Below are 22,844 nucleotides of genomic sequence, written 5' to 3'. Positions count from 1 at the left end.
AAGGTGATTTTTATCGAAGAGTCCATACATATTCGTATTGGCAATAATATTGAAAATATACGAAAAAAAAGAGGAATCAGTTTAGATAAACTTGCAGAATTAACAGGTGTTAGTAAAGCAATGTTATATCGTATTGAACAAGGAACTTCACAGCCAACGGTTACAATCGTTTGGAAAATTGCTTCAGGTTTAAACATCTCTTTTTCTTCCCTTTTAAAGGAGAATGAAACTAAAATTTCGATTGTTCAGAAAAAAGAAGCGGATATAACAGAGGATAATGGAAAATGTCTAGTATATTTATTATTTCCATTTGATCCGCAAACCCAGATGGAAATATTTACGGTTACTTTAAAAGCAACGGGCAATTACATTTCTGAGCCACATAATAATGGAGTTCTAGAATATATTACAGTCGTTTCAGGGGAATTGAAATTAAAGATTAAGGATATGTTTTATTGCTTAAAATCTGGTGAAGCAATAAAGTTTGAAGGCAATGTTACTCACCAATACATCAACGAAACAAATGAGGGCACTGTATTTCAGGTCGTAATGCATTATCCAGAAACTTAACTTTATTTAAGGAGGCAAGTATGTCCATATTATCATTTTTATTATTTGTTTTTGTCACTAGTTTTACGCCAGGACCCAATACTATTATGGCTATGTTATTTGCAAACAAGTATGGGTTAAAGAAGACCATTAGATTTTGTCTAGGAGTCGGTACCGGTTTCTTTTTGATCATGATACTGTGTATTTACCTTAATGTTTTACTTAAAAGCATTCTGCCGAAGATTGAACTGCTTATGACAATTCTTGGTGTAATGTATATGTTATATCTTGCATTAAAAATTATGATGGCTAAAAATGTTGAAAATGATACGGAAGAACAGAAAGACAATAACAATTTTATATCGGGCATCTTATTACAATTCATAAATCCAAAAGGAATTCTATTTGCCCTATCAGTAGTTTCAACATTTATTCTACCCTATGACCCTTCACATTTGGCCTTATTATTCTATTCCTTGCTTTTGGCTTTTATTGGTTTTGTTAGTACCTTTTGTTGGAGTCTATTTGGCTCTCTTTTTCAAAAATATTTATCTGCTTTTAGAAAACAATTCAACATTATTATGGGGTCTTTGTTAATAGTTAGTGTACTTTCTATTCTTATAAAATAGGTAGTTTAAAATGCGTACATAATTATTATCCATGTTAGGTAAAATACGTGATGGAGGTGCTTGAAGATGACCAAATCGAAGAAAAACTTGAATAGTGAAAAACAAGCTGTAAAAGGGAACTTGTCCAACCAATTTGATCATGAATTTGCAAATGAACCGCTGACAGCAGCGGAAAAGTTAAATAATAAAAAGACAAAAAAACGACAGTAGTATTTTTTGATGTTTCCAGCTATCTGATGGAAATGGAATTTTTTATCGTAGAAAAATAAAAGTCGACAGAAGGTTTATTTCTTGCTTTTTTTATCAATGATAATGGATGTAATGGGTGTGTCATTTGTGGCACACCTTTTTGATGTCTTTATAATTGTTCTTATATTATTTTAAAATAATTATTTTTTGTTTTTTTTGAAACGTTTTCGCAATTTGTAGTGTCTAACGGTTAGAAAAAGAGGCGGTGAGTACATGTCGATGGATAAAAAAATAAACAAGGCTAAAAGAGGAAATGAAAAAGCATTTCAAGAGTTAGTCGAAATGGAAAAGAGCAAGCTCTTTCGAATGGCTTATTTATACGTGAAAAATGAAGAAGATGCGCTTGATATTGTACAAGAAACAATTTGTAAAGCTTTTATTTCTATAAAGCATTTAAAAGAGTCATCTTATTTTTCTACATGGATAGCGAGAATTTTAATTAATACGGCAATAGATTTTATTAACAAAACTAATCGTTTGGTTTCACTTAGTGATGCGGATGGATATATTCATGATCAAAATCTTCACATGGAAGAAAAATTGGATTTAGTAGAAGCAATTAAGCGGTTGGATATGCATTATAAGACTGTGATTATTTTTAGGTACTATAAGGATCTAACAGTAAAACAAATTGCCGAAATATTAAATTGTCCAGAAGGAACGGTCAAAACTCGATTGCATAGAGCAATCCATCAATTGAAATCGGATTTAAAGGAGGGATGCATCTGATGAATGATTTTCTAAATACCAATGTAAAAAAAGAGATAGACAATATAAAAATTCCTGAAGACAAATTGAACCAAGTGATGAAAAATGCCATCAAAACAGGAAAAAGGAACCAACGAAATCTGCCCAAAAAAGTATTCTACATTAGCAGTGCAGCAGTGTTATTGTTTTCTCTATTTATTGGTTCTGCTTTTGTTTCTCCCGTAATGGCGAAAGTAGCAGCAAAAATTCCATACTTAGGACAAATTTTTGAACCAAAGGCTAGTATATCGGAAACCATTTCAAAAGAATTAAGAGCGGAAGGCTATAATACTTCTGTAATAGGGGTGATTTATCCAGAAAAAAAATTATATATCACGATTTATGGGTCTAAAGAGTATTATGATTCGGTGAAAAATGATGTAAAGAAAATAGCAAAGAACATCCTGCTTTCAAAAGATTATGATGCTTATACTCTACAAATAAGAAGAGATAATGGTAAGGATTCAAGACGACTTAAGGAAACAAAGATGTCAGAACAGGAACAGAAGGAATTCGAGAAAACGACGAAGGAATTTAATATTATTCATCCTGTTATTCAAAAGGAATTAGCAGCTAGGAATTTCAATGTAGCTTCTTCAATGAGTTATGATCCACAAACAATTATCCTATATATACCTAACACGGAGAATAGAACCGAAGAACTAAAGCAAGTAGTAAATGATATTTTTAAACGATATAAAATGGAACATGTTTCTTTAAGCATAAAAAAAGTAGATATGGTAAAAAGGGATCAAGAAAAAAGGTTGATTGACATCCTTCATATTATTGAGGAAGATTTAATGGGCAAAAAAGAATATAAAGTGCATATGCTAGGCTATTCTGTACATCTAAAACCACAGATTTTAGTGTATACCACATTGTCTAGTTCAGACAAAAATGCAAAAGAGTTTGGCAAGCAGCTTGAAAAAGTCATCGATGATTTTCTTTCATCTGATTCAATAAAAGAAAAAGTGAAAAATGATCCTTATGAAATTAAGATTTATAGTAAAAACAATCAGCGAATTAATTAGCTTGTTTTATTCAAAGAAATCAAATTAAACAATAAATCAGCATTTTTAAAAGACGTTATAAGTAAAAATGACTCCTTAAGCATTGTCTTTAGGGGTCTTTATTTTTGTTTTCAACGATTATATTTTGTATACTGTTTTTATATATTTAATTTTCGGAAAATAAAGAAAGATGATTGCAGTCGATAAATTAGACGACTGTTCAATCTTCTTAAAGCTACGACATAGGAGGAAGGTATATGCTGAACATTTGGAATCAACAATTGGAAGAAATGTTTGACAAAATGGTTGAATGGCGCAGACATATGCATCAATATCCCGAACTTACAAATCAAGAGTATAAGACTTCCAAGCTAATTGCTTCCATCTTATCTGGATATGGAATTGAAAGAAGGACAAATGTTGGCGGCATGGGAGTAGTCGGCATTATTAGAGGAGCAAAACCTGGGAAAACAATTGCATTAAGGGCTGACTTTGATGCGTTGCCTATTCAGGACGAAAAAGAAGTTCCATATAAATCTAAAATCGATGGTGTTATGCATGCCTGTGGCCATGATGGACATACTGCTATTCTTTTAGCAGTGAGTAAAGTATTGCAGGAAAATAGGGAACAATTAGCTGGAAATGTAGTTCTGCTCTTTCAGCATGCTGAAGAAGGCGGCGGTGGAGCGAAGAAAATGATTGCAGATAATTGTTTGGAAGAAGTAGATATTGTCTTTGGCAACCACTTATGGAGTTTAATTCCTACAGGAACGATTTCATATACAAAAGGATATACAACTGCTGCAGGGGATTTGTTTCAAATAAAAATAAAAGGGAAAGGGGGACATGGTTCTTCCCCCCACGATACGATAGATGCTATTGCTGTTGCCGGTCAGTTGATCAACCAGCTTCAATATATTGTTAGTCGAAGAGTTCATCCTCAGAAAACAGCTGTTATATCCATTGGATCTATTCATGCTGGGGATGCTGCTAATGTAATTGCAGATACAGCTGTTTTAAAAGGAACGGTCAGAACGTATGAAAAAGAAGTGCAGCAATTAGTAGAAGCTGCTATGAATGATGCTATTAAAGGCATATGCTTAAGTTCGCAGGCTGATTACGAATTTGATTACTATCATGGTGTATCAGGTGTTTACAATCATCCTGAAGAAACAGATGTATTTTCCAGTTCTGTTAAAGCATCTTTGCCAGAATTGCAAATTGAAGAGGCGCCTGCCCTATTAGTTAGTGAAGATTTTGCCAACTATCTGGAAAAGAAACCAGGTATGCTATTTTTTACAGGAGCAGGTAATGAATCAATAGATGCTGTTTATCCACATCACCACCCTAAATTCGATTTCGACGAGAGGGCGATGATTAATGGAGGAAAGGCAATGTTAGCGAGTGTAGATCATTATTTAGTAAAAAACGCCATAGAGACAGTTGCGCTATGTGAAACAGCAGGAAGTGAAGATAGACATTAATCTATTCTTTTATGAATGAGACTTTTTTATCGTACATAAAATTAAACCAAAAGTTTACCCTACTTTATAGGAGGTGTAAACAATGGTGAATAATAAAGATTCCAATATGCCTGACTTTGACAGTTTAGATGATCGAGTTATTGCAGAAGGCAATGAGCAGCCAGTTTTTTCAGTAAATACAAATCTGGACCCCAAAAATTCATTAGAGGACAATCCATATTTTGATAAAACAAAAAAGTACAGTAAAGAGGAATTAGAAAAATTTAAAAAGTTCTTCGGGGGTTAAAAATTGGTGCCAAGGTATGTCTATCAGATGCTGCCTTGGCAAAAACAAACTATTCGTACATACAAATTGAACTTTATACTAGCGGATGTAATTGAATAGCAGCAGGTTGACTGAATCAAATATAGGATGAAAATTAATTAACCATCATCCATTAGGGGAAAAGTAAAATACAATATAAAAAAGGAGTTCAAAAATGATGCAAATCCCTATTGGTGTATCGAACAGACATATTCACTTAACAAAAGAGGATTTAGAAAAGCTGTTTGGAGAAGGCTATGAATTGACTAGCAAAAAGGAATTATCACAGCCTGGTGAATTTGCGGCTGAAGAAACGGTGACGATAAAAACAGAAAAATCGGAGATAGCTAATGTGCGAATTCTCGGACCGATTAGAAAAGCGACCCAAATTGAAATTTCGAAAACGGATGCTTTTCACCTAAAGATCAATGCGCCAATACGTTCCTCTGGTAATATCGATGGTACGCCCGGAATAACTATTATTGGTCCAAAGGGGGAGTTGACGATTGATAAAGGAGTCATCATTGCAGAGCGCCACATTCATATGACGACAAAAGATGCTGAAACATTTAATGTGGAGGATGGACAATACGTTCGTGTGAAAGTGAGTGGAGAAAGAGAACTGATTTTCCATCAAGTATTAATTCGTGTAAAAGACACTTACGCTTTAGATATGCATATTGATACAGATGAAGCTAATGCAGCAGGGATAAAAACGGGAGATACGGGAGAATTATTAAAATAAAAAATGGTAATGGGTTTTTCTCATTGACTGAGTGATAGCGGGGATAGCAATAAAATGTGAAATTTTTATTGCTATCCTTTTTTAGTTTCTATGTTTAAGCAATATTTCTTAGGTGTCATTTATCTATACAAAAAAATTTTCAGATTATCCTCATGATCAATCGTTGCTAATAGGATATCATTTATTTTCGAATTGCAGCTAGTGTTAATTTTGTTTTTTAACCAGTCTTCATTTTTGCCCATTTGGTCTAGCTGCTTCTTATCAATTTTTCCATCTAGTATAATGGTTCTCGGAAATGTAAAGGGTTTTGTTGCTAGATGCATGACATCTGGTGTTACTGTTTGGTAGGCAGGGGATAAAAAAAACGAAATAGTGCCATCAGGCTCCCATAGAGCAAGGGAAACGTTTTGAACATCTTTAATTTTATTTTTACGCAGCTCTGACAATAAAATATCAATCGATATCCTTGCCCTAACTAAATTTTTATAATGAATTTGCCCATTTTCTATGATAGCATAGGGTGGTTTATCAAAAAAGATACGCAGCTTGTGCCATTTTAAGGTGGAATATACACCAATCAAATAGAGTGTCATGAGTACTGTTATCGTTATCATCGATCCTTTTAATCCTAGTTGTTCATCAGACAAAGGGTGGGCAATGACATTTCCAATAACTAATGAAACGACAAAATCGAGTAATCTTAACTGTGAAATAGATCGCTGTCCCATTATTTTTGTCACAAAAATTAAAAAGAAGAATGATACAATAGCTCTTAAAATCCATTGAATAGAAGTAAGCGATTCTTGACCGTGAAAAAAATCCATGAAAACCCCAATCCCTTTTTCTTTTTATTATCCACATACTCTTCTCCATTTATTACATTTAAGCCAGAGTATTGTTTTACAAAAACGATTCATGAATGGTTAAAAGTGTTCAGAATTTGTTCAGAGCAATTTTATATAATGATGAAATACATGGAAATGAAAGGTTTGAAATTATTAATAGATAAGGCTGTTTTCGTAAAGATTGTTGCTTATAAACTCGCAGCCTGAATACACTTCGCTTTCCGTGGGCGAGCGTCGAGCCTCCTCGTCGCATACGCTCCTGCGGGGTCTCGTCTTTCTCGCATTCCCACAGGAGTCTACGTGTATTCAGTCTGCTGAGTACTTCATCTCCAATTTTTTATGTGAAAATAACAAATTTTGAGAAAACAGCCATAAATAAAAAGCAGTTAAGGGGCGATTTCATGCATCAATCTATTATTCAATTATTTAATGTTGTAAAGGAAATTGATAAGCTAGCAATGGAGAATCCAGCTGTTTTTATGTTTTTGGAACAAAATCAACTTTTAGCTTCTATTAATGAGATTGTGATGGCGGGGAATGAAAGGGAAATAAATGAAAAAAACTTTTGCAGCTACTATTTTTTTAGTAATAAAGGATTTGCGCAAAACGATATGAAAGAATAGAAAAGTTAAAAAGTTTTTTAAAGATTAAGCAGTTATTTAAACTAAAGTCAGTGCCAGGGAACGCCTATATGACGTTTCCTTTGCATTAACTTTTTAATGAATAACAATAGGGGAAGGAGGAGGGTAGTTTAGGTTGTAAAAATTCATGTTTTCTTTATAGTCATTTGACTCACCCATCCAATACTCCTAATCCACTAAACAATTAATAGAGAACAAATAAATAGCATGCTTATCTAATTACCATCAAGATTGCTGCGCCAATCATCAATGCACCTGCTAATCGATCAAAATGTATCTTAAAGTTTGGGGAAGAGAACATTTTTTTCGTAGCTACTCCTATCAAACTATACCCGATCATAATAATAAGCATCATACAAACAATGATGAAACACAGTATAATATAGCTGTTTAATGTCACATTAGAGGCATCAACCACACCTGGAAGGAGAGCTATATAGAAAACAATGGCAATAGGATTAGAAAGAGTCAATACAAGACCCAATCCTATTTCAATAGTCAAATTTATAGGGTTTGAATTTTTTTTCATTTCAAAGACCTTACTAGCATTTCTCCATTTTTTAATGCCTAGCCAGAATAGATAGGCTGTTCCAAAATATTTTAACACCACGAATATAGGTCCAAGTATTTCCGCCAAGGCAGTTAAACCGAGAATTGCTGCTGTTAGCATGATTAATTTTCCAATAATAATTCCTAAAGCAAGAGGCAAGCTTGCAAAAGGTCTGCCAGACAGAGCTCTAGATAAAATTCCTAAAGTTTCTGGACCAGGTGTTGATGCAGAAGCTGCAAAAACTAAAGCAAAAATCGTGTATTCTGCCATGATCATAACCTCCAATTAAAATCCATTCCAGATTTATACTAAAAAAAGTGTTGTTTTCACTCTATTTTAAAGGGTGATGGATAGAACAGTTGAATCATTGTAGAACAGATTAATTATGAACATTAATCACACATATACTGCGATGGCTCAAATGTTCCTTATCAAAGAAATGGTAAAAACGGAAAAGTGGCGTATGGTTAGTGATGATGATATGGTGCTGAAGTCCGCAATAAAAAAGGCTTTCTCGGTTGAGATTCAGCAGGGAAAATTACATCATTTTATTAATACCTTTGACAAAACACTTTCGAGAGAAGCAGCTTTCCAGGAATTTATTGATTCAAATAAGTATCTAAGGGATTGGGCAGAGTCCAATGGTTTATCGGAACAATCTGATTATGAAATAGCTGTAGAATATTTGAAAAGGAGACTAGCTGTACACAAGTTTTACGAAACAAAAATTGCACCAGACGGGACCCATTATAATGTCCATAAATCAAATAAGATTGAACATCGCTATTGCGATGGCAGACCGCGGGAGCCGTTACATTGATGTTCTTACGGATTCCTCAAAGTTATCAAATGAGCATTTAGCCAAGACTCATTGTAAGAGCTAATGACAATTCAGTGAATGCCTTTTTGCAGGATATTAGGCGTAGCTTATCCATTTTGGAACGCTCTTTGGTAACTTCAAAATCCAGAGGTATTATCGTTATAAGTGTAGAATTATGATAAGAGTTTGTGAAGTGATTCTTAAACTAATGAGTGCATTAGTTGAATAAAAAGGGAACTTTTTTTATCTAGAATCGTAAATAAAGTATCGGGAAATAATTTCGGTTTTGGGAGGTTCAAAGATGGACTACGGATTATTAATTATTGGTATAGCTCTTTTACTTGTTTCATACTTGGCAGCTGTGAAAAAGCAAACGTGGTTATTAGCTGGGTTTAATGAAAAAAACATTAAAAATAAATCCATATTAGGTAAAGTTACAGGGGGAGCTTTTTTTCTACCGTTAGGATTGTTAGTAGTTATCCATAGTTTTATTGACTACCCTTATGAAGCAACTGTTATTGTAGTTGCTATGTTGGTTTTATTAACCATTACGCATGTATTTATCAATAGAAGGTTGCTCGATTAATTATTCTTAATGGTCCGTTGGTTGAACAGGCAGCAAAAATAAATAAAGAGAAGTGCTCAGTTCATATATGAACTGAGCTATTTTATTTCTTAAAACAAAAGGCACAGCATTTTGCGGTGCTTTTTGATATACATTTTACTTTACATTTTTAATTGCAAATTTACGTTTTGCGATAGGAAACGGAACCCGTTAACATAAGTTCCTCTCTTTTTTATACTGACATTGAACGTTTTTAAAACTATCGGAAATAACGTATTTAGGGATTTAATTTCTTATACTTAATTCGAAGGTAATAAAGGTTTATAGTCTATAGGTGAAGAGAGAGAAATTAAGGTAGTTGAATTACCATATTTCATACTTTCATTTTCAAATAATTCAATTGCTTTGGTTGAATCTACAACTACCTTAATTAAATAATTATATTCTCCACTTATTCGATGACATTCAACAACTTGTGGATTCTTTTCACAATAATCCACAAAGTTATTGCACTGAGTTGTACGGAAAAGAATAAATGCTACAGTGAGTTTACCGATTTTTTCATTAGAAACAATAGTTCTATAGTTTGTTATAACCCCTTGTTCTTCCAGTCTTTTCACTCTTTCAGTTACCGCTGGCTGCGATAAGCCAATTAGTTTACCAATCGAAGTCATTGATAACCGAGCATCTTCCTGTAAATGTATGAGAATATCTTTATCAATGCTATCCATATTAAACCCTCTCCTTATATATTGCATGTATATTAGGATTATACACTTAAAATTATAAACGCTAAAAATAAATGACTTTTAAAATATAATGATAAATTCATTTTAATTTTTACATATAGAATATTAAATAATGATAAATCGATTAACGAATCATCTTTAGAAACATCCGGTTATACATATGCTTATAGTTTATAAGGAAATAACATTTAAAAACTTTGTTTTAAAATTATTTTTCTGGAAATACCTTTTTATTTATATTCATTCCTTGGATTTGCTTTTATATAATTAAGGAGTGATAAAGATATATGAAAGGTGTGTGTAAAAATGTTTGCTACAGACAAAGAAATTTCGCTCTTGAATGATAGAGTAGATCAAGTAATTAATGATTCAATCTTAAGTAATAATATTGTTGGGACTGTGACCATAGTTAGTAAAGGTGGTGAGATAGTTTATAAACGTGCAGCAGGATATGCGGATAGAGAAGAAAACAAAGAAATGAAAGAAGATTCGATTTTCCGCCTTTCATCTGTGACCAAACCAATGGTTTCTGCAGCAGCGTTAATTTTAGTCTCAAAAGGAATAATACAATTAGAGGATGAAATAACAAAATGGCTTCCATATTTTCAACCAAAATTATTAAATGGTGATAAGGCTAAAATTACAATCAGACATTTACTTTCTCATACAGCTGGTTTAACGTATGGATTTTTGGAACAAGAAGGAGGAGCTTATAAGAAAGCCGGTGTTTCAGATGGAATGGATCGATCAGGACTTTCTCTAGAAGAGAACATGTACAGACTTTCCACTGTACCATTACTGTATTCTCCTGGAACAAAATGGGGATATTCTATAGCTACAGACGTTCTTGGTGCAGTAATTAGCAAAGCTACTAACACTTCATTACCAGCTTTAGTGAAGTCATATATTACTGAACCGTTAAATATGATTGATACAACATTTCATGTTAAGGATAATAACAGAATAGTTACCCCATATTTATCTGGCTCACCAATCCCAAAACGGATGGAAGAAATAGAAATAGCACAAGTTTTTGAGGGAACTGCAGGGATTAAATTTGAACCCGCACGATCTTTTGATAAAGATGCTTTTCCATCAGGGGGTTCTGGAATGAATGGTTCAGCATTAGACTTTATTAAATTTCTTGAGGAGTTAAGAGCCGGGGAATCTTTAATACCAGCAGAAATAAAAAAAGAGATGCTGCGAATACAAACTGGAGACCTCGATCTAGATAATTGGCCTGGTAGAGGGTTTGGTTTAGGATTTACTATTTTAAAGAATCCCAAAGAAGCAAATACCAAAGAGTCGATAGGTACGTGGAGGTTAGGCGGAGCATATGGACATTCTTGGTTTGTTGATCCAATAAAAGAGATTACAGTAGTATCTTTTACAAATACTGCTTTTGAAGGTATGGCAGGACAGTTTACAATTGATTTATGTAATGCAGTTTATTCAGTATAATAGATGAAATTTTTAGGTTGCTACGGTTAACCGTACTATAATAAATAGTGGATGCTATGTTTAATATTACATAGATTATCCACTATTTTTTTATATATTGTAATCTCTATACATACCATTTTTATTTGGTATTAAATGTATAATATATAATTGATACATGAATATGGAATTATATTGTAAGGGGAGAAGTTAATAATGAGGGTTCAAGAAGTTCTATTAGAGAATGGAAACAAACGGTATATGCTTTTAGATCGGAGTGGAGTTCCTATTCTTCCTGTATTAAAGTACATTAAATATTTAGATACGACAGGTAAAAGCAGCAATACACAAAAAACCTACTGTTACTCATTGAAACAGTATTTTACTTATTTAGAAGAAACAAATAAAGATTATAAATACATAGGGCTAGAGGACTTTGTGGAATTTGTTGCTTGGCTAAGAAGCCCATACGAAAGTACAAAAGTTACTTCTCTTAAACTAATTAAAGCAAAGAAAACGGAAAAGACAATTAACCTGACGGTTACGGCTGTTACAAATCTTTATGATTACTTGTACAGAAATGAAGAACTACAAAATGACATGGTTGAAAAGTTAATGAAACAAATCTTCACAGGGGGAAGATTACGTTACAAGAGTTTCCTACATCATATAAACAGAGACAAGCCTTCTGTACGAAATGTACTGAAACTAAAGGAACCTCGTAAGAGAGTTGAAACTTTAACGAAAGAACAAGTACATCAAGTATTCGAGGCAACAACGAATATAAGAGATAAATTTCTTATTCAAGTGTTATTTGAAACAGGGTTGCGTATCGGAGAAGTCCTTTCTCTATTCATAGAAGATTTTAAGGTGGATTATCAAAAAGGCCATCGTATTCGATTGGTGGATCGAGGAGAATTAGAAAATGGGGCAAAGCTAAAAACAGGCGAACGAGAGATTTTTGTATCTCAAGCATTAATGGATTTATATGATGATTATTTGTATGAAGTTGTAGATGAATTGGATTTTGATACGAACTTTGTCTTTGTAAAGCTGCGGGGGAAGAACATTGGAAAACCAATGACATTTGGAGATGTAGAAGCCCTTTTTAAGCGTTTGAGGAAGAAAACAGGGATGACCGTTCACCCTCACCTATTTCGTCACACACACGCAACGATGTTCTACCAGAAAACGAAAGATATTAAACAAGTACAAGAACGCTTGGGGCATTCTCAAATTCAAACGACGATGAACCTATACCTTCATCCTTCGGAGGAGGAAATTCGTGAGGATTGGGAAAAAGCACAGCAAGCATTTGAGATAAACAAAAAGAACTGAAGGGTGTTAAGAGGATGGAGTATATTCAACAGGTGCTTACAAGGAAATTGGGCCTCCACGAACGATTACAACAAGAGTTGTCAACATATCATATGAGAACAGTTCATAAAGATGGCTCTATCATAATGGAGCAAGTGAAGAACCCTTATTTTTTAGTCAATGATACATGGAATGTTGACTTTTTAGGTGAGATTAGGCAGTTCAAAGAAATGGTAGAAAACTATAAAGGCTCAGCCCAAAATGTTTATTTCCAATTCACGAGCCCTAAGGTCAACTTAGAAGTGAAGTATGTATGGTATCACAGGCTATTTAAAGATGAATGGTCTCTAGGAACTGTTTTTAATGGACAATCAAAATGCTTGTCTAAATTAACTTTGTTCATGAATCAAAAATACCCTACTCTCCATTCCCTACTTGATTTGGACATTGAAAAAGCAGATCGAGAATGGATGTTTTGGTTAAAAGCGCAAGGAATTAAGACACAAAGAACTTCAAAACACATGACCTGTGGCAAATACAAACACAAAACGCCCGTAGTAAACTTTTTGCGACTGTTACATTCAAGTTTTTTTGAACTAACGGACATTTGTGAAGAATGGGAAAAAGACAGATGGGACGTACGAGTTCTACATGATCAATATGGGATTGATTATGTTAAGAGCGATTCTAATTATTATATTGATTTCACGAAAATCGAACAGGTAAGAATGCGTCAGCAAGTTAAAAAATACATCAAGCAACGCTTACTAAGTAAAAATAATTTTTCTTGGAGTACAGCACGAAATTACTTAAAGGTTTTACCAAAATTCCTATCTTTTGTGTTTTCGCTCGAACCAGCTTGGAATGATTTAAAAGGCTTGAAACGTTTCCATATGGAACAATACATTCAGTGGATGCATGAATACGCCAAAAGCAACCTAACACAAAAGAATGCACATCCTGAAGCGTATATATCCGAGGTACTAAAAATAGTGGGAAAGTTTCTCGAAGACATTCAACGGTATGAATATGACATCGCCCCTGAAATTCATGTAAAATTGTTACTTTTTCCAGAAGATAAGCCGAAACGAAGAAAAAAATCAATTGACCAAATTGATTATATTCCTGACACTGTATTGGAACAACTATTCACTCACATCAATGACTTACACAAAGAAGTCATTCCTGCCGTGTGGGTTGCCTTTAAAACGGGATTACGCATTTCAGATGTATTAGGCTTAACCTCTGATTGCTTAGAAAAGCTAAATGGCAAATACTCAATTGTAACCGACATCGAGAAAACCTATGTGAAAGGACATAGAATTCCCATTGACGAAGAATTGGCCAATATCCTTGCGGTATTAATTCAACAATCAAAAGAGAATAGCAATCAAGACAATAATCCCGAAGATTTTATCTTTATTCGCTATCGTGGTTCCCGTAAGGGGAGACCATTTTCTCAAAATTGGGTTCAAATGCAGTTAAATGGGTTAGCAAAACAAAAGAATATTGTCGATGAGAACGGAGTTGTATTTCATTTTAAACTCCATCAGTTCCGACATACATATGCCGTTAAAATGTTAAACGGTGGTGCGGATATTTTAACGGTACAAGAATTATTAGCCCATGCCTCCCCTGAAATGACCTTGCGATATGCAAAATTATTGGATGATACTAAAAGAAAAGCATTTGAGGAAGTCATAAATCAAGGGGTGTTCAGTTTTGATTTGAACGGGGAGGTACAAGAAATCAAGGTTGGCGAAGATATTCCTAATGATGTTTTGGATGCCTTGTGGCAAGATCATAAATTAAATGCGATGGACAACCCCTATGGAACTTGTCACGCTCGTTTAAATGGCAATTGCCCTCACATGGAAGCACCGCCTTGTCTAACGTGTAACGGTGGAAGTCCTTGTAAGGACTTAGCCATCGGCTTTTCAGAATTAGATGTAAAAAAATATGAATTACTCATTCAAACAACTTCCAAAGCCATTGATATATCAAAGCAACGTAGTCGTGAAGATATTGCAGAGAAAAACAAAAGAAACTTAGAGCGCTATAAGGGGATTTTAAGTACAATTCAAGAAGGAAACATAATTTTTGGTAGACAAGATCGGATGAAAAGAAAGCAAGGTGTAACGAATGGCTAAATATGACCGTTTAGCCCACATGAAGAGCATCCACGCCCAACGGAAAGCTAACACCAATCAGAAAGTAGACGAAGCCATTTAAAGGCTCATACGAGCTAATGAAAGAATAAATTTTAACAGCGTATCAAGTGAATCAGGTGTGACGAAAGCAACGCTATACAACAATGTCGATATTCGTGAACGGATTGAAGTATTAAGGCAACAACAATCACAAGCACCTACACCAAAACAAGTTAAGCGAGAAATGAATGAGAGCAACAAGGATGCTCTTATTGAATCACTGAAACGGAAGGTCAAGAAATTAGAAGATGATAACAAACAACTTAGAGAGCAGTTGAAAGTGGCTTACGCAGAGGTGTATAAAAAGTTTTAGTATTGATTGGAGAAAGGTGCCCTTCCTGTTCGTCTTTTTATTCCACAAAAGGGCCATATTGCGGAACAAGAGAAGGAATTATTAGAAAGTAAATCGAAATAACAGTCACTAACAAAAAATCGTTAAAGATTGGGAGGTGAAGAAATGGATAACCATAGAATTATTGGACAAACGAAAAGCGTTGGATTTCAAGTAGGGGTTAGAAGGACTTTCCCTATCTCACAGGAGAAAGCTTGGGAGTTTATTACTTCTGAAGAAGGATTGAATTTATGGTTGGGAGAAAGTACTAGCATTATTCTTAAAACAGGTCAGAAATACATTACGAAAACAGGGACAGGGGAAATCCGGGTTGTTAAACCGTTACAACAGCTTCGTCTAACTTGGAAAAAAGAAGAATGGGAAAGACCTTCTACTGTTCAAGTCCGTATTATATCGAAAGTAAGTAATAAAACAACGATTAGTTTTCATCAAGAGAATCTCTCCGATAAGAATGTTAGAGAAGAAATGAAATTATATTGGGAAAAAGTTCTAGAGGGAATAAGAGAAAGATTGCAAAATTCCATTTAAATACAATTTTAAAACCTGAATATTTAAAGGAGGATTTAGGTGATGAATCCATTTAGTCACATCGACCTTAGAGTAACTAATCTGGAGAGAGCCTTGCCGTTCTATGAGAAGTTTCTTCCTGAGCTTGGGTTTACTCAAACGTTTCACAGTATAAATTGGAAAGTGTTTACTGCCGAAGGGAATCTTCCAAGTGTAGCTTATTTCGCTATTACTGAAGACTCTACACATAAACCTAATGGAAATCTCATTGGGTTTTGGGCGAAAGACCGCGAGGAAGTTGACAGGCTTGCCCAACTTGTTAAAGAAATTGGTGGGAAGATTACCAGTGGCCCTAAACTATTTCCAATTAGCCCTACTTATTATGCATTTTATTTTGAAGACCCCTGTGGAAATCAATATGAAATTGTCCATCGTTTGAACTGACAAAATATTAAGACTCACTATACAAGGGACAAGAATGTTAACAATCCTTGACAACGGTTAAGGATTGTTAATTGAACAATACCAGCTAATATCAGCTTTTTGTTTATTCAAGAAAAGGGCGCATTTCTGGAGCGAGAAATGCGCTCTTCTTAATGGATTGGGCCTTTTAGTGGAAGAACAGCCATTTCATAGTTTGGCTTGATTATTCTTTTAATCTAATTCTTAAGACTGACATTTAAATAGACTCTGGAAGTATTGAAATAATGAATACTAAGTGGTTAAATTTACTTATAATGGTAATATAAAAAAGTAATCAAAAATTCTTGGGGGAAATAATAATTATCAAAAAAGTTATTTTGTTATTTTTGTTTGTCTTGTTCTGTTATCCCTCATAATGAAAGGAGTTACTAAAATCAAAAACAATAATGATCGTCATCCTCTGGACAAAACAGAGAGGTGGTTGGTTTTTACTGGTTATGCAGCTTTTGTTTGGTCGACTCTATTCGGGTTAATCCACATTTACTGGGCTGCAGGAGGCACTTTAGGATTTGAAGGCAGGACGATGGGCGAAGTGTTATTCATCATTAATCTGATTGCAATTGCCCTATGTATAATTGCTGCATTTACTGCACTTGCACTTGTTCAAGCATGGGGACAAAGGTTTCCATCCTGGTTGTTGCTCACTTTAGCATGGGGAGCGTGTGTGGTATTGGGTTTGCGCGGTGGTGCAGGGATAATTCAAAGCTTGTTAGAATCAGAATCACTTTCTTTACTATTAATAATTGTTGAACCGTTTTTCTTGTTAGGAGGTATCATATATGGACTTCTTGCTTTTCTTTACATTTATACCTCCAATAAAGGGAGAAAAATAAAACATAACGGGATAAATATGAGGTAAACCTATAGTTATTCAAGAAACTGGCCCTTATCTACAGTATTACCAACAAAAGATTGATAGAATGCACCTTTTATCTTTATGTACATGTATGCCAAGATAAGTGGTTAAGGACTTGACATGGAGCCTCCGTGGGTACGATTGGTCATGAAAGGCTGAAGCAGTTGTTTCATCAGGCATTCGAGCCTATCATACCCACCACTCCAAGTAAAGTCCTATCTTTGTGTACGTTGAAAACTATAAATAATTACTGTAGATAATGCTTCCACAAAGATAGAAAATTACCATTTTTGTTATCATAAAATACGTTGAATACGGTGGAAAAACATACTGTAGATAAGGGCGCTTTAATCGAATAAAAAGGAGAAAACATATTATATATGACTAATATGTTTTCTCCTTTATTTTTTATGGATTTTTATAATTCAGGTCTTGATAACTTCAGCAACCTTTTCTTTTTCTAAGCATATCAGAATTGTCTATGATATGCTTCTTTAATAATACAGAACTTTATTTTTTAATAATGTGAGAAAACACCCTCTATAAATTTAAAAAGGGTGTTTTCTAATGTATTTACTCTTTGTCTATAGTGTTGTCTGTTATGTGCATAGTGGATTATAGTACAACACCTTATTAGGTATATAGTTATAGTTGTTTATAGTTTTATTTGTTTTTTCGATTTAAGAAATCCAAACTTTACAACAATAAAGGCTGATAAGATTAACAAAAGAATAGCCCAAGGAAGTGTTTGTATTCCAATGATTTCCAAGAAAATTCCTCCTACAACACCTCCACCACCAATCGCCAAGTTCCAAGATGTTACAAGCATCGCTTGTGCTACGTCAGCATTTTCTCCGGCTGCTTCAGCAGATGCTGTCTGCAATAAAGTAGCAGCCCCACCAAAAGTAAGTCCCCAGATTGCAACACCTAAATAAATAGTAGTTGGAAAACTTATAGCTATTCCGATTAAAACGGATGCAAGGGCAAAACCGGCAAGACTTAGCAGTATTAATACACGTAACCATTGATCAATGAATATTCCTATTAACCAAATACCAATAACAGATGCTACGCCAAATATAAGTAACATTAGCTCTACAGTTCCTTTTAAGTCTGCACTAGCCAGATAAGGAGCAATATAAATATATAAAATATTGTGTGCAAGCACCCATGCAAGGACAACAATTAAGATTGGCCGTATACCAGGCAGGAAGAAAACTTTATTAAGAGGTTGTTTACTAGCCCTAGAATCCTGTCCAGAGAAATCAGGCAGCTTCCAAAGTATCCAGAAAACTAGGACAAGTGCCATTAATGACATGATTAGAAAAACAATCCTCCAACCGAATATGGAACCAAGAAATGTCCCGATAGGAACTCCTAATGCTAATGCAAGAGGAGTTCCCACCATAGCAACTGCCATTGCTTTCCCTTTTAATTTATCGGGTACTAATCGTCGGGCATAACCAGCAGTAATGCCCCATAGAACCCCTGCGGAGACCCCAGCAAAGAATCGAGCAACTATAGTTAATAAATAAACAGATGAAATTGCCGTTATTGTGTTAAATACAAAGAAACCAACAATACATAAAAGCAAAAGTGGACGTCTATTCCACCCACGGGTCGCCGTAACTATCGGTATAGCTGCTACAAGTGAACCAAGAGCATAAAATGTCACTAACTGACCTGCAAGTGATTCGGATATCGATAGGCCAGCACTAATTTGTAATAAAAGTCCTGCAGGAACTGACTCCGTTAATATACAAATAAACCCAGCCATAGCAAGTGCTAATAAGCCACTCCATGGAAGGTGAGATGCTGATTTTGATTTAGAATCCTGAAGAGCAATAGTAGAAGAAATATTTTTTTGAGACATGTTTAAAATCCTCCTTTTTCTATTAAAGCCGAAGAAAAATTACTTGATATTAATCTTCGTTTGAATATAATTAGTTTACAAAAAAGAAGAATCCTTTTACATACATGATTATAGGTGTTATCTCTTTTTTACTTTAAAATTAATCTTATTTACGTAACATTACTTATACAATTAAGGTGATGATTGTAATGGTGCTTTTAGCGATAAATATACTGTAAAAGGGAGCTTGTTCAATCAATATGATCATGAATTTGTAATGAACCGCTGACAGCAGCCGAATTATGGAAATCCTTTGGCTTCTATACGGCACCAATCATTGCAGCTGCCAAAATGTTGCATCTTGAAATCATTCCATTTGGGATGGTTTTACACTTTTTTCTGGCGAAGTGTTATAATAAATGTTTCCAACCAAGGAGAAGGTGACATTTTAAGTTTGGATACATACCAAGATTGGTGAGTAAATATAAGATGCTATTTATTATAAAAAGAAAAAGCGCTAAATGAAGGAGTAAAGATGAATAATTATAAATTAGTCATTCAATATGATGGTGGACGCTATAAAGGCTGGCAGCGGCTTGGCAATGGCGACAGTTCCATTCAAGGAAAAATAGAAAATGTGTTAACGGAGATGACGGGAGAAAAGGTCGAAATTATTGGCTGCAGCAGAACGGATGCAGGTGTTCATGCTCTTTCGCAAATTGCCAATTTTAAGATTAGCAACAATTTTACGGAATCGGAAATTAAGAATTACTTAAATAGATATTTACCCCAAGATATCAGTATTTTAGATGTTGTGTTAGTGCCTGAACGTTTTCATGCTCGGTATAATGCGAAGGATAAAACGTATTTGTATAAGATTTGGAACGAGGAATATACACATCCTTTCATGCGCAAGTACAGTATGCATGTAGAGCAAAAACTTGATATCGAAAAAATGAATCATGCAAGTCAACATTTTATCGGGAAACATGATTTTACTGCTTTTTCAAATGCGAAGTCTAAGAAAAAGTCGATGGTGCGTGAGATATATTCACTTCATATTGAAGAAGAGGCTGGATTCCTGCAAGTTAGAGTGCGTGGGGACGGGTTTCTTTATAATATGGTTAGGAAGATTGTCGGAACATTAATAGAAGTAGGATTAGGCAGAATAGATGCCAATCAGATCCCTGGAATATTAGATGCAAAAGAACGAAACCAAACCGGTGGCATGGCAGATGCATGTGGTCTTTATTTGGAAAAGGTTGATTTTTAACAACAGGATTAAAAAAACTACGACGTACAAAAAAAGCGTATCAGTTGGAAGTAATAGCAAAATACTATACGTAAAGCCTCTGAAGAATTGTTCCAGAGGCTTGCTTTTGTATACTTTTATAATGACTATTAAAAAAACTAGGAGTTTTTCTCATGAGCGACATATTAAGCGGTTATTATTATAAGGCAGTAGAACGAACAAAAGAAATGATTTTGGAGGATATAGACAAGTATTTGCAAGGGAAAAAGGAAATGCCTTCGTATGAGCAGTATTTACGGGAAAGAGAAGAATATATCAACCAAATTTGGTTAAATACGTGGCTGAATTCAGCAGCAAGCCATGCCTCTTTTGAGGAAAAGAAAAAGTATTTAACACACAAGGGTTTAAGTATAGAGGGTGAAAATAGAAAACTGATAAACAAACTGTTTCGAAATGAAATAAGAGAAATAAAACCGTATGATTATCATGATTGGCTAGACAGTCTTTTTGCTAATCAAAAATCTGCATGGGAAATACGATACATAAAGGCGAGAGAAGCATATTTAGACCAGCAAAAAAAGGAAAAACAACGAGATATTCGAACGAAATTAGATCGAAAGTTTCAATACTATATCAAACAAATATTAGATGAAGATTATGAGTATTTATACTTGTATGTTCGTTATTTAATAGGAAGCCACCTTGCCATTGAAATAGAAAGAAAAGGGATTACGCTATCCTCTGAGGAACTAACGTTTGATGAGTATTTGTACGATGAAATGGAGCTGCCGGATAATAAATTTCTTTTTTTAGAGGACTTAACAGAAACATATGAAGCGATCATTTTGCAGTATTTATTTGATTTTGGTCCAAATTGGCTAAAACAAACATTACCTGCCCACCTATATGAGGAATATGAGAAGGTCTTCCAAAAAGCGTTAACAGACTCCTATTTAAAGGAAGTGGGAATGGATCTTTTTGAAGATAGTTCTCTAGAATTTTTTGAGGACCTTCTTGAGGAAAACATTGCCGATTTGATGAAGCTGATTGATATTCCATTTGATCTAGAAACACATCAAGAAATTTATGAAAAAGATCGATTAAAAAGACAACAAAAAGAAATAGCGGATAGGGAAGAAAGGAAGCGGCGCAAAGAGGAAGAAGCACGAATGATTGATGATATTTTCGGCAGAGAATATAATCCTCCATCCGGCCGAAATATTCATTATGTCCTTCATGTGGGCGAAACAAATACAGGGAAAACATTTCAAGCAATAAAACGGATGAAAGAAGCAAATAGTGGACTGTATTTAGCTCCGCTTCGATTATTAGCACTTGAAGTGTATGAGAAATTAAATGCAGATAATGTGCTCTGTTCTTTAAAAACGGGGGAAGAAGAAAAACTGATAATGGGTGCAAACCATCTGTCATGTACAGTCGAAATGTTTCATGAAAAGGATTTTTATGAAGTAATTGTCATCGATGAATCGCAAATGATTGCAGATAAGGACAGAGGTTTCGCTTGGTATCGAGCGATAACAAAAGCAAATGCAAAAGAGGTCCATATTATTTGCAGCTTCCATGCAAAATCGATGATCCTTCAGCTTTTGGGTGAGTCTTATGTGGAAGTGCATGAATATGTAAGAGAGACACCTTTAGAAGTGGATTCCCAATTATTTCGTTTCAATCAAACACGAAAAGGAGATGCTCTTGTTTGCTTTTCGAGAAGAAGAGTGCTTGAAACGGCGTCAGAACTGCAAAGAACGGGTCGTCAAGTAAGTTTAATCTATGGAAGTATGCCGCCTGAAACAAGAAAAAAACAGATGCAGCGTTTTTTAAAGGGGGAGACATCCGTCATCGTATCAACAGATGCCATAGGAATGGGCTTAAATTTGCCGATTAGACGAATTGTATTTTTGGAGAATGACAAGTTTGATGGAACGAAGCGAAGATGGCTCACTTCTCAAGAAGTAAAACAAATTGCTGGACGTGCAGGACGGCGCGGTTTATATGATGTTGGAAGAGTTGCTTTTACAAGTGATCCGAAAAAAATGACGCAGCTTCTCGAACAAAAGGATGAAGAACTCACAGGATTTGCGATTGCCCCTACATCAGCTGTTTTAGAAAGATTTCAAAAATACGCGAATAACCTCGGGTTGTTTTTTCACTTATGGGATCGTTTTAAAAGTCCAGAGGGAACAAAAAAGGCTACTTTATCAGAAGAAAAAATATTATATGAAATGATTGAAGATACGATGGTAGAAGCAAGGTTATCTGTCAACGATTTATTTGGGTTTTTACGACTCCCTTTTGCTACAAGTGAACCTGCTTTAAGAGCACAATGGAAATTAAAAATGGAAGCACTTGTAGAAAATAAAGAACTGCCTGACCCATTAATAAAAGAATCTAGTCTAGAAGATATGGAGTTATCTTATAAATCAGTAGGCGTTCACCTTTTATTTTTATATAAATTAGGGAAAAGAACAGAAGCACATTACTGGGAAAGGGTAAGAGATGATATTAGCAGCAAAATACATGAACACTTAAAAGCTGGGATACCGACAAGAAAAAAGGTTTGCAGAATTTGTGGAGAGTCCCTTCCCACACGTTTTAAATATCAGGTTTGCAATGATTGTTATTTTGTAGGGAAGAAATAGTGAAAGTAAAAAGCTGACATTTTCGTCAGCT

General features: G+C 34.6%; 23 protein-coding genes and 1 pseudogene. 20 read left to right on the top strand and 4 right to left on the bottom strand.

All coding sequences use genetic code 11. The annotated features are described in order from the left end of the window. Positions 1 to 3 precede the first annotated feature (3 nt). The 8 genes from ACTXGU_RS09355 to pduL all read left to right on the top strand — a co-directional run bounded on the left by ACTXGU_RS09355 (position 4) and on the right by pduL (position 5,717). Complete coding sequence (locus ACTXGU_RS09355; RefSeq protein ID WP_443481243.1) at positions 4 to 570, top strand: helix-turn-helix domain-containing protein; 567 nt, start codon at positions 4 to 6, stop codon at positions 568 to 570. A 20-nt stretch (positions 571 to 590) separates the two neighbouring features. Further along, positions 591 to 1,178, top strand: coding sequence for a LysE family translocator (locus ACTXGU_RS09350; protein ID WP_443481242.1), 588 nt, complete (start codon positions 591 to 593; stop codon positions 1,176 to 1,178). 66 nt (positions 1,179 to 1,244) lie between these two features. Then, entirely contained in the window at positions 1,245 to 1,388 is a 144-nt protein-coding gene (gene sspO / locus ACTXGU_RS09345) for a small acid-soluble spore protein O (protein WP_443481241.1), read from the top strand. Positions 1,389 to 1,646: 258 nt separating this feature from the next. Beyond that, on the top strand, positions 1,647 to 2,156 hold the full coding sequence (locus tag ACTXGU_RS09340; RefSeq protein ID WP_443481240.1) for a sigma-70 family RNA polymerase sigma factor: 510 nt from the start codon (positions 1,647 to 1,649) through the stop codon (positions 2,154 to 2,156). Next, the gene (locus ACTXGU_RS09335; protein ID WP_443481239.1) at positions 2,156 to 3,205 is read left to right on the top strand and encodes a DUF4030 domain-containing protein; all 1,050 of its coding nucleotides are present in this window, start codon (positions 2,156 to 2,158) and stop codon (positions 3,203 to 3,205) included. Before ACTXGU_RS09340 ends, ACTXGU_RS09335 begins: the two co-directional genes overlap by 1 nt. Before the next feature lie 236 nt (positions 3,206 to 3,441). After that, positions 3,442 to 4,668 carry a M20 metallopeptidase family protein gene (locus ACTXGU_RS09330; protein ID WP_443481238.1) on the top strand — a complete coding sequence of 409 codons (1,227 nt, stop codon included), beginning with the start codon at positions 3,442 to 3,444 and terminating at the stop codon, positions 4,666 to 4,668. Between the two features lie 82 nt (positions 4,669 to 4,750). Further along, positions 4,751 to 4,954 carry a hypothetical protein gene (locus ACTXGU_RS09325; protein ID WP_443481237.1) on the top strand — a complete coding sequence of 68 codons (204 nt, stop codon included), beginning with the start codon at positions 4,751 to 4,753 and terminating at the stop codon, positions 4,952 to 4,954. A gap of 193 nt (positions 4,955 to 5,147) precedes the next feature. Beyond that, positions 5,148 to 5,717, top strand: coding sequence for a phosphate propanoyltransferase (gene pduL / locus ACTXGU_RS09320; RefSeq protein ID WP_443481236.1), 570 nt, complete (start codon positions 5,148 to 5,150; stop codon positions 5,715 to 5,717). Positions 5,718 to 5,836: 119 nt separating this feature from the next. Here pduL and ACTXGU_RS09315 read toward each other — a convergent pair whose 3' ends face one another. Next, on the bottom strand, positions 5,837 to 6,541 hold the full coding sequence (locus ACTXGU_RS09315) for a DUF421 domain-containing protein (RefSeq protein ID WP_443481235.1): 705 nt from the start codon (positions 6,539 to 6,541) through the stop codon (positions 5,837 to 5,839). A 422-nt stretch (positions 6,542 to 6,963) separates the two neighbouring features. On the opposite strand from ACTXGU_RS09315, the gene ACTXGU_RS09310 reads away from it, so the two are divergent. Then, positions 6,964 to 7,185 carry a hypothetical protein gene (locus tag ACTXGU_RS09310; RefSeq protein WP_443481234.1) on the top strand — a complete coding sequence of 74 codons (222 nt, stop codon included), beginning with the start codon at positions 6,964 to 6,966 and terminating at the stop codon, positions 7,183 to 7,185. Positions 7,186 to 7,414: 229 nt separating this feature from the next. On the opposite strand, the gene ACTXGU_RS09305 is transcribed toward ACTXGU_RS09310, so the two are convergent. Further along, positions 7,415 to 8,023 (bottom strand): LysE family translocator, encoded by a 609-nt coding sequence (locus tag ACTXGU_RS09305; protein ID WP_443481233.1) that lies wholly within the window; start codon positions 8,021 to 8,023, stop codon positions 7,415 to 7,417. A gap of 115 nt (positions 8,024 to 8,138) precedes the next feature. On the opposite strand from ACTXGU_RS09305, the gene ACTXGU_RS09300 reads away from it, so the two are divergent. Both ACTXGU_RS09300 and ACTXGU_RS09295 read left to right on the top strand, forming a co-directional pair. Next, complete coding sequence (locus ACTXGU_RS09300) at positions 8,139 to 8,573, top strand: hypothetical protein (RefSeq protein ID WP_443481232.1); 435 nt, start codon at positions 8,139 to 8,141, stop codon at positions 8,571 to 8,573. A gap of 301 nt (positions 8,574 to 8,874) precedes the next feature. Continuing rightward, positions 8,875 to 9,159: a DUF3784 domain-containing protein gene (locus tag ACTXGU_RS09295; RefSeq protein WP_443481231.1), complete on the top strand. Its 285-nt coding sequence runs from the start codon at positions 8,875 to 8,877 to the stop codon at positions 9,157 to 9,159. 278 nt (positions 9,160 to 9,437) lie between these two features. Here the strand turns inward: ACTXGU_RS09295 and ACTXGU_RS09290 are convergent, their stop codons facing one another. Further along, a complete protein-coding gene (locus ACTXGU_RS09290; RefSeq protein WP_443481230.1) occupies positions 9,438 to 9,869 on the bottom strand; it encodes an Lrp/AsnC family transcriptional regulator in 432 nt (143 codons plus the stop codon). Between the two features lie 324 nt (positions 9,870 to 10,193). Between ACTXGU_RS09290 and ACTXGU_RS09285 the strand changes: the two genes are divergently transcribed. From ACTXGU_RS09285 to ACTXGU_RS09255, 7 genes and pseudogenes are all read left to right on the top strand, one after another. Next, positions 10,194 to 11,348 (top strand): serine hydrolase domain-containing protein, encoded by a 1,155-nt coding sequence (locus ACTXGU_RS09285; RefSeq protein ID WP_443481229.1) that lies wholly within the window; start codon positions 10,194 to 10,196, stop codon positions 11,346 to 11,348. Positions 11,349 to 11,543: 195 nt separating this feature from the next. Further along, positions 11,544 to 12,665 carry a tyrosine-type recombinase/integrase gene (locus ACTXGU_RS09280; protein ID WP_443481228.1) on the top strand — a complete coding sequence of 374 codons (1,122 nt, stop codon included), beginning with the start codon at positions 11,544 to 11,546 and terminating at the stop codon, positions 12,663 to 12,665. A 14-nt stretch (positions 12,666 to 12,679) separates the two neighbouring features. After that, positions 12,680 to 14,794, top strand: a complete 2,115-nt coding sequence (locus ACTXGU_RS09275; protein WP_443481227.1) for a tyrosine-type recombinase/integrase — start codon at positions 12,680 to 12,682, stop codon at positions 14,792 to 14,794. After that, a pseudogene (locus ACTXGU_RS09270) lies at positions 14,787 to 15,167 on the top strand (DUF6262 family protein). The gene ACTXGU_RS09275 and the pseudogene ACTXGU_RS09270 overlap by 8 nt, the downstream one beginning before the upstream one ends. Positions 15,168 to 15,311: 144 nt before the next feature. After that, positions 15,312 to 15,734 carry an SRPBCC family protein gene (locus ACTXGU_RS09265; RefSeq protein WP_443481226.1) on the top strand — a complete coding sequence of 141 codons (423 nt, stop codon included), beginning with the start codon at positions 15,312 to 15,314 and terminating at the stop codon, positions 15,732 to 15,734. 42 nt (positions 15,735 to 15,776) lie between these two features. Further along, entirely contained in the window at positions 15,777 to 16,157 is a 381-nt protein-coding gene (locus ACTXGU_RS09260) for a VOC family protein (protein ID WP_443481341.1), read from the top strand. Positions 16,158 to 16,617: 460 nt separating this feature from the next. Then, complete coding sequence (locus ACTXGU_RS09255; RefSeq protein ID WP_443481225.1) at positions 16,618 to 17,055, top strand: DUF3995 domain-containing protein; 438 nt, start codon at positions 16,618 to 16,620, stop codon at positions 17,053 to 17,055. A gap of 652 nt (positions 17,056 to 17,707) precedes the next feature. Here ACTXGU_RS09255 and ACTXGU_RS09250 read toward each other — a convergent pair. Beyond that, positions 17,708 to 18,925, bottom strand: a complete 1,218-nt coding sequence (locus tag ACTXGU_RS09250; RefSeq protein WP_443481224.1) for an MFS transporter — start codon at positions 18,923 to 18,925, stop codon at positions 17,708 to 17,710. A gap of 514 nt (positions 18,926 to 19,439) precedes the next feature. Here ACTXGU_RS09250 and truA point away from each other — a divergent pair. Together truA and ACTXGU_RS09240 are read left to right on the top strand one after the other, a co-directional pair. Further along, positions 19,440 to 20,177, top strand: a complete 738-nt coding sequence (gene truA, locus ACTXGU_RS09245) for a tRNA pseudouridine(38-40) synthase TruA (protein WP_443481223.1) — start codon at positions 19,440 to 19,442, stop codon at positions 20,175 to 20,177. A gap of 152 nt (positions 20,178 to 20,329) precedes the next feature. Then, entirely contained in the window at positions 20,330 to 22,813 is a 2,484-nt protein-coding gene (locus tag ACTXGU_RS09240) for a helicase-related protein (protein WP_443481222.1), read from the top strand. Positions 22,814 to 22,844 lie beyond the last annotated feature (31 nt).

The sequence above is a fragment of the Niallia sp. 01092 genome, assembly GCF_052318935.1.
GTDB lineage: Bacteria > Bacillota > Bacilli > Bacillales > Cytobacillaceae > Niallia.
This window is presented reverse-complemented; position numbering and strand designations above follow the sequence as displayed.

Excerpts from the sequence above, each read along its gene's own strand:
- sspO (WP_443481241.1), top strand. The coding sequence starts at position 1,245 with ATGACCAAATCGAAGAAAAACTTGAATAGTGAAAAACAAGCTGTAAAA.
- ACTXGU_RS09285 (WP_443481229.1), top strand. The coding sequence starts at position 10,194 with ATGTTTGCTACAGACAAAGAAATTTCGCTCTTGAATGATAGAGTAGAT.
- ACTXGU_RS09300 (WP_443481232.1), top strand. The coding sequence starts at position 8,139 with ATGAACATTAATCACACATATACTGCGATGGCTCAAATGTTCCTTATC.
- ACTXGU_RS09250 (WP_443481224.1), bottom strand. The coding sequence starts at position 18,925 with ATGTCTCAAAAAAATATTTCTTCTACTATTGCTCTTCAGGATTCTAAA.
- ACTXGU_RS09340 (WP_443481240.1), top strand. The coding sequence starts at position 1,647 with ATGGATAAAAAAATAAACAAGGCTAAAAGAGGAAATGAAAAAGCATTT.
- ACTXGU_RS09335 (WP_443481239.1), top strand. The coding sequence starts at position 2,156 with ATGAATGATTTTCTAAATACCAATGTAAAAAAAGAGATAGACAATATA.
- ACTXGU_RS09280 (WP_443481228.1), top strand. The coding sequence starts at position 11,544 with ATGAGGGTTCAAGAAGTTCTATTAGAGAATGGAAACAAACGGTATATG.
- ACTXGU_RS09325 (WP_443481237.1), top strand. The coding sequence starts at position 4,751 with ATGGTGAATAATAAAGATTCCAATATGCCTGACTTTGACAGTTTAGAT.
- ACTXGU_RS09310 (WP_443481234.1), top strand. The coding sequence starts at position 6,964 with ATGCATCAATCTATTATTCAATTATTTAATGTTGTAAAGGAAATTGAT.
- ACTXGU_RS09315 (WP_443481235.1), bottom strand. The coding sequence starts at position 6,541 with ATGGATTTTTTTCACGGTCAAGAATCGCTTACTTCTATTCAATGGATT.
- ACTXGU_RS09260 (WP_443481341.1), top strand. The coding sequence starts at position 15,777 with ATGAATCCATTTAGTCACATCGACCTTAGAGTAACTAATCTGGAGAGA.
- ACTXGU_RS09275 (WP_443481227.1), top strand. The coding sequence starts at position 12,680 with ATGGAGTATATTCAACAGGTGCTTACAAGGAAATTGGGCCTCCACGAA.
- truA (WP_443481223.1), top strand. The coding sequence starts at position 19,440 with ATGAATAATTATAAATTAGTCATTCAATATGATGGTGGACGCTATAAA.
- ACTXGU_RS09240 (WP_443481222.1), top strand. The coding sequence starts at position 20,330 with ATGAGCGACATATTAAGCGGTTATTATTATAAGGCAGTAGAACGAACA.
- ACTXGU_RS09305 (WP_443481233.1), bottom strand. The coding sequence starts at position 8,023 with ATGGCAGAATACACGATTTTTGCTTTAGTTTTTGCAGCTTCTGCATCA.
- ACTXGU_RS09350 (WP_443481242.1), top strand. The coding sequence starts at position 591 with ATGTCCATATTATCATTTTTATTATTTGTTTTTGTCACTAGTTTTACG.
- ACTXGU_RS09295 (WP_443481231.1), top strand. The coding sequence starts at position 8,875 with ATGGACTACGGATTATTAATTATTGGTATAGCTCTTTTACTTGTTTCA.
- pduL (WP_443481236.1), top strand. The coding sequence starts at position 5,148 with ATGATGCAAATCCCTATTGGTGTATCGAACAGACATATTCACTTAACA.
- ACTXGU_RS09290 (WP_443481230.1), bottom strand. The coding sequence starts at position 9,869 with ATGGATAGCATTGATAAAGATATTCTCATACATTTACAGGAAGATGCT.
- ACTXGU_RS09265 (WP_443481226.1), top strand. The coding sequence starts at position 15,312 with ATGGATAACCATAGAATTATTGGACAAACGAAAAGCGTTGGATTTCAA.
- ACTXGU_RS09330 (WP_443481238.1), top strand. The coding sequence starts at position 3,442 with ATGCTGAACATTTGGAATCAACAATTGGAAGAAATGTTTGACAAAATG.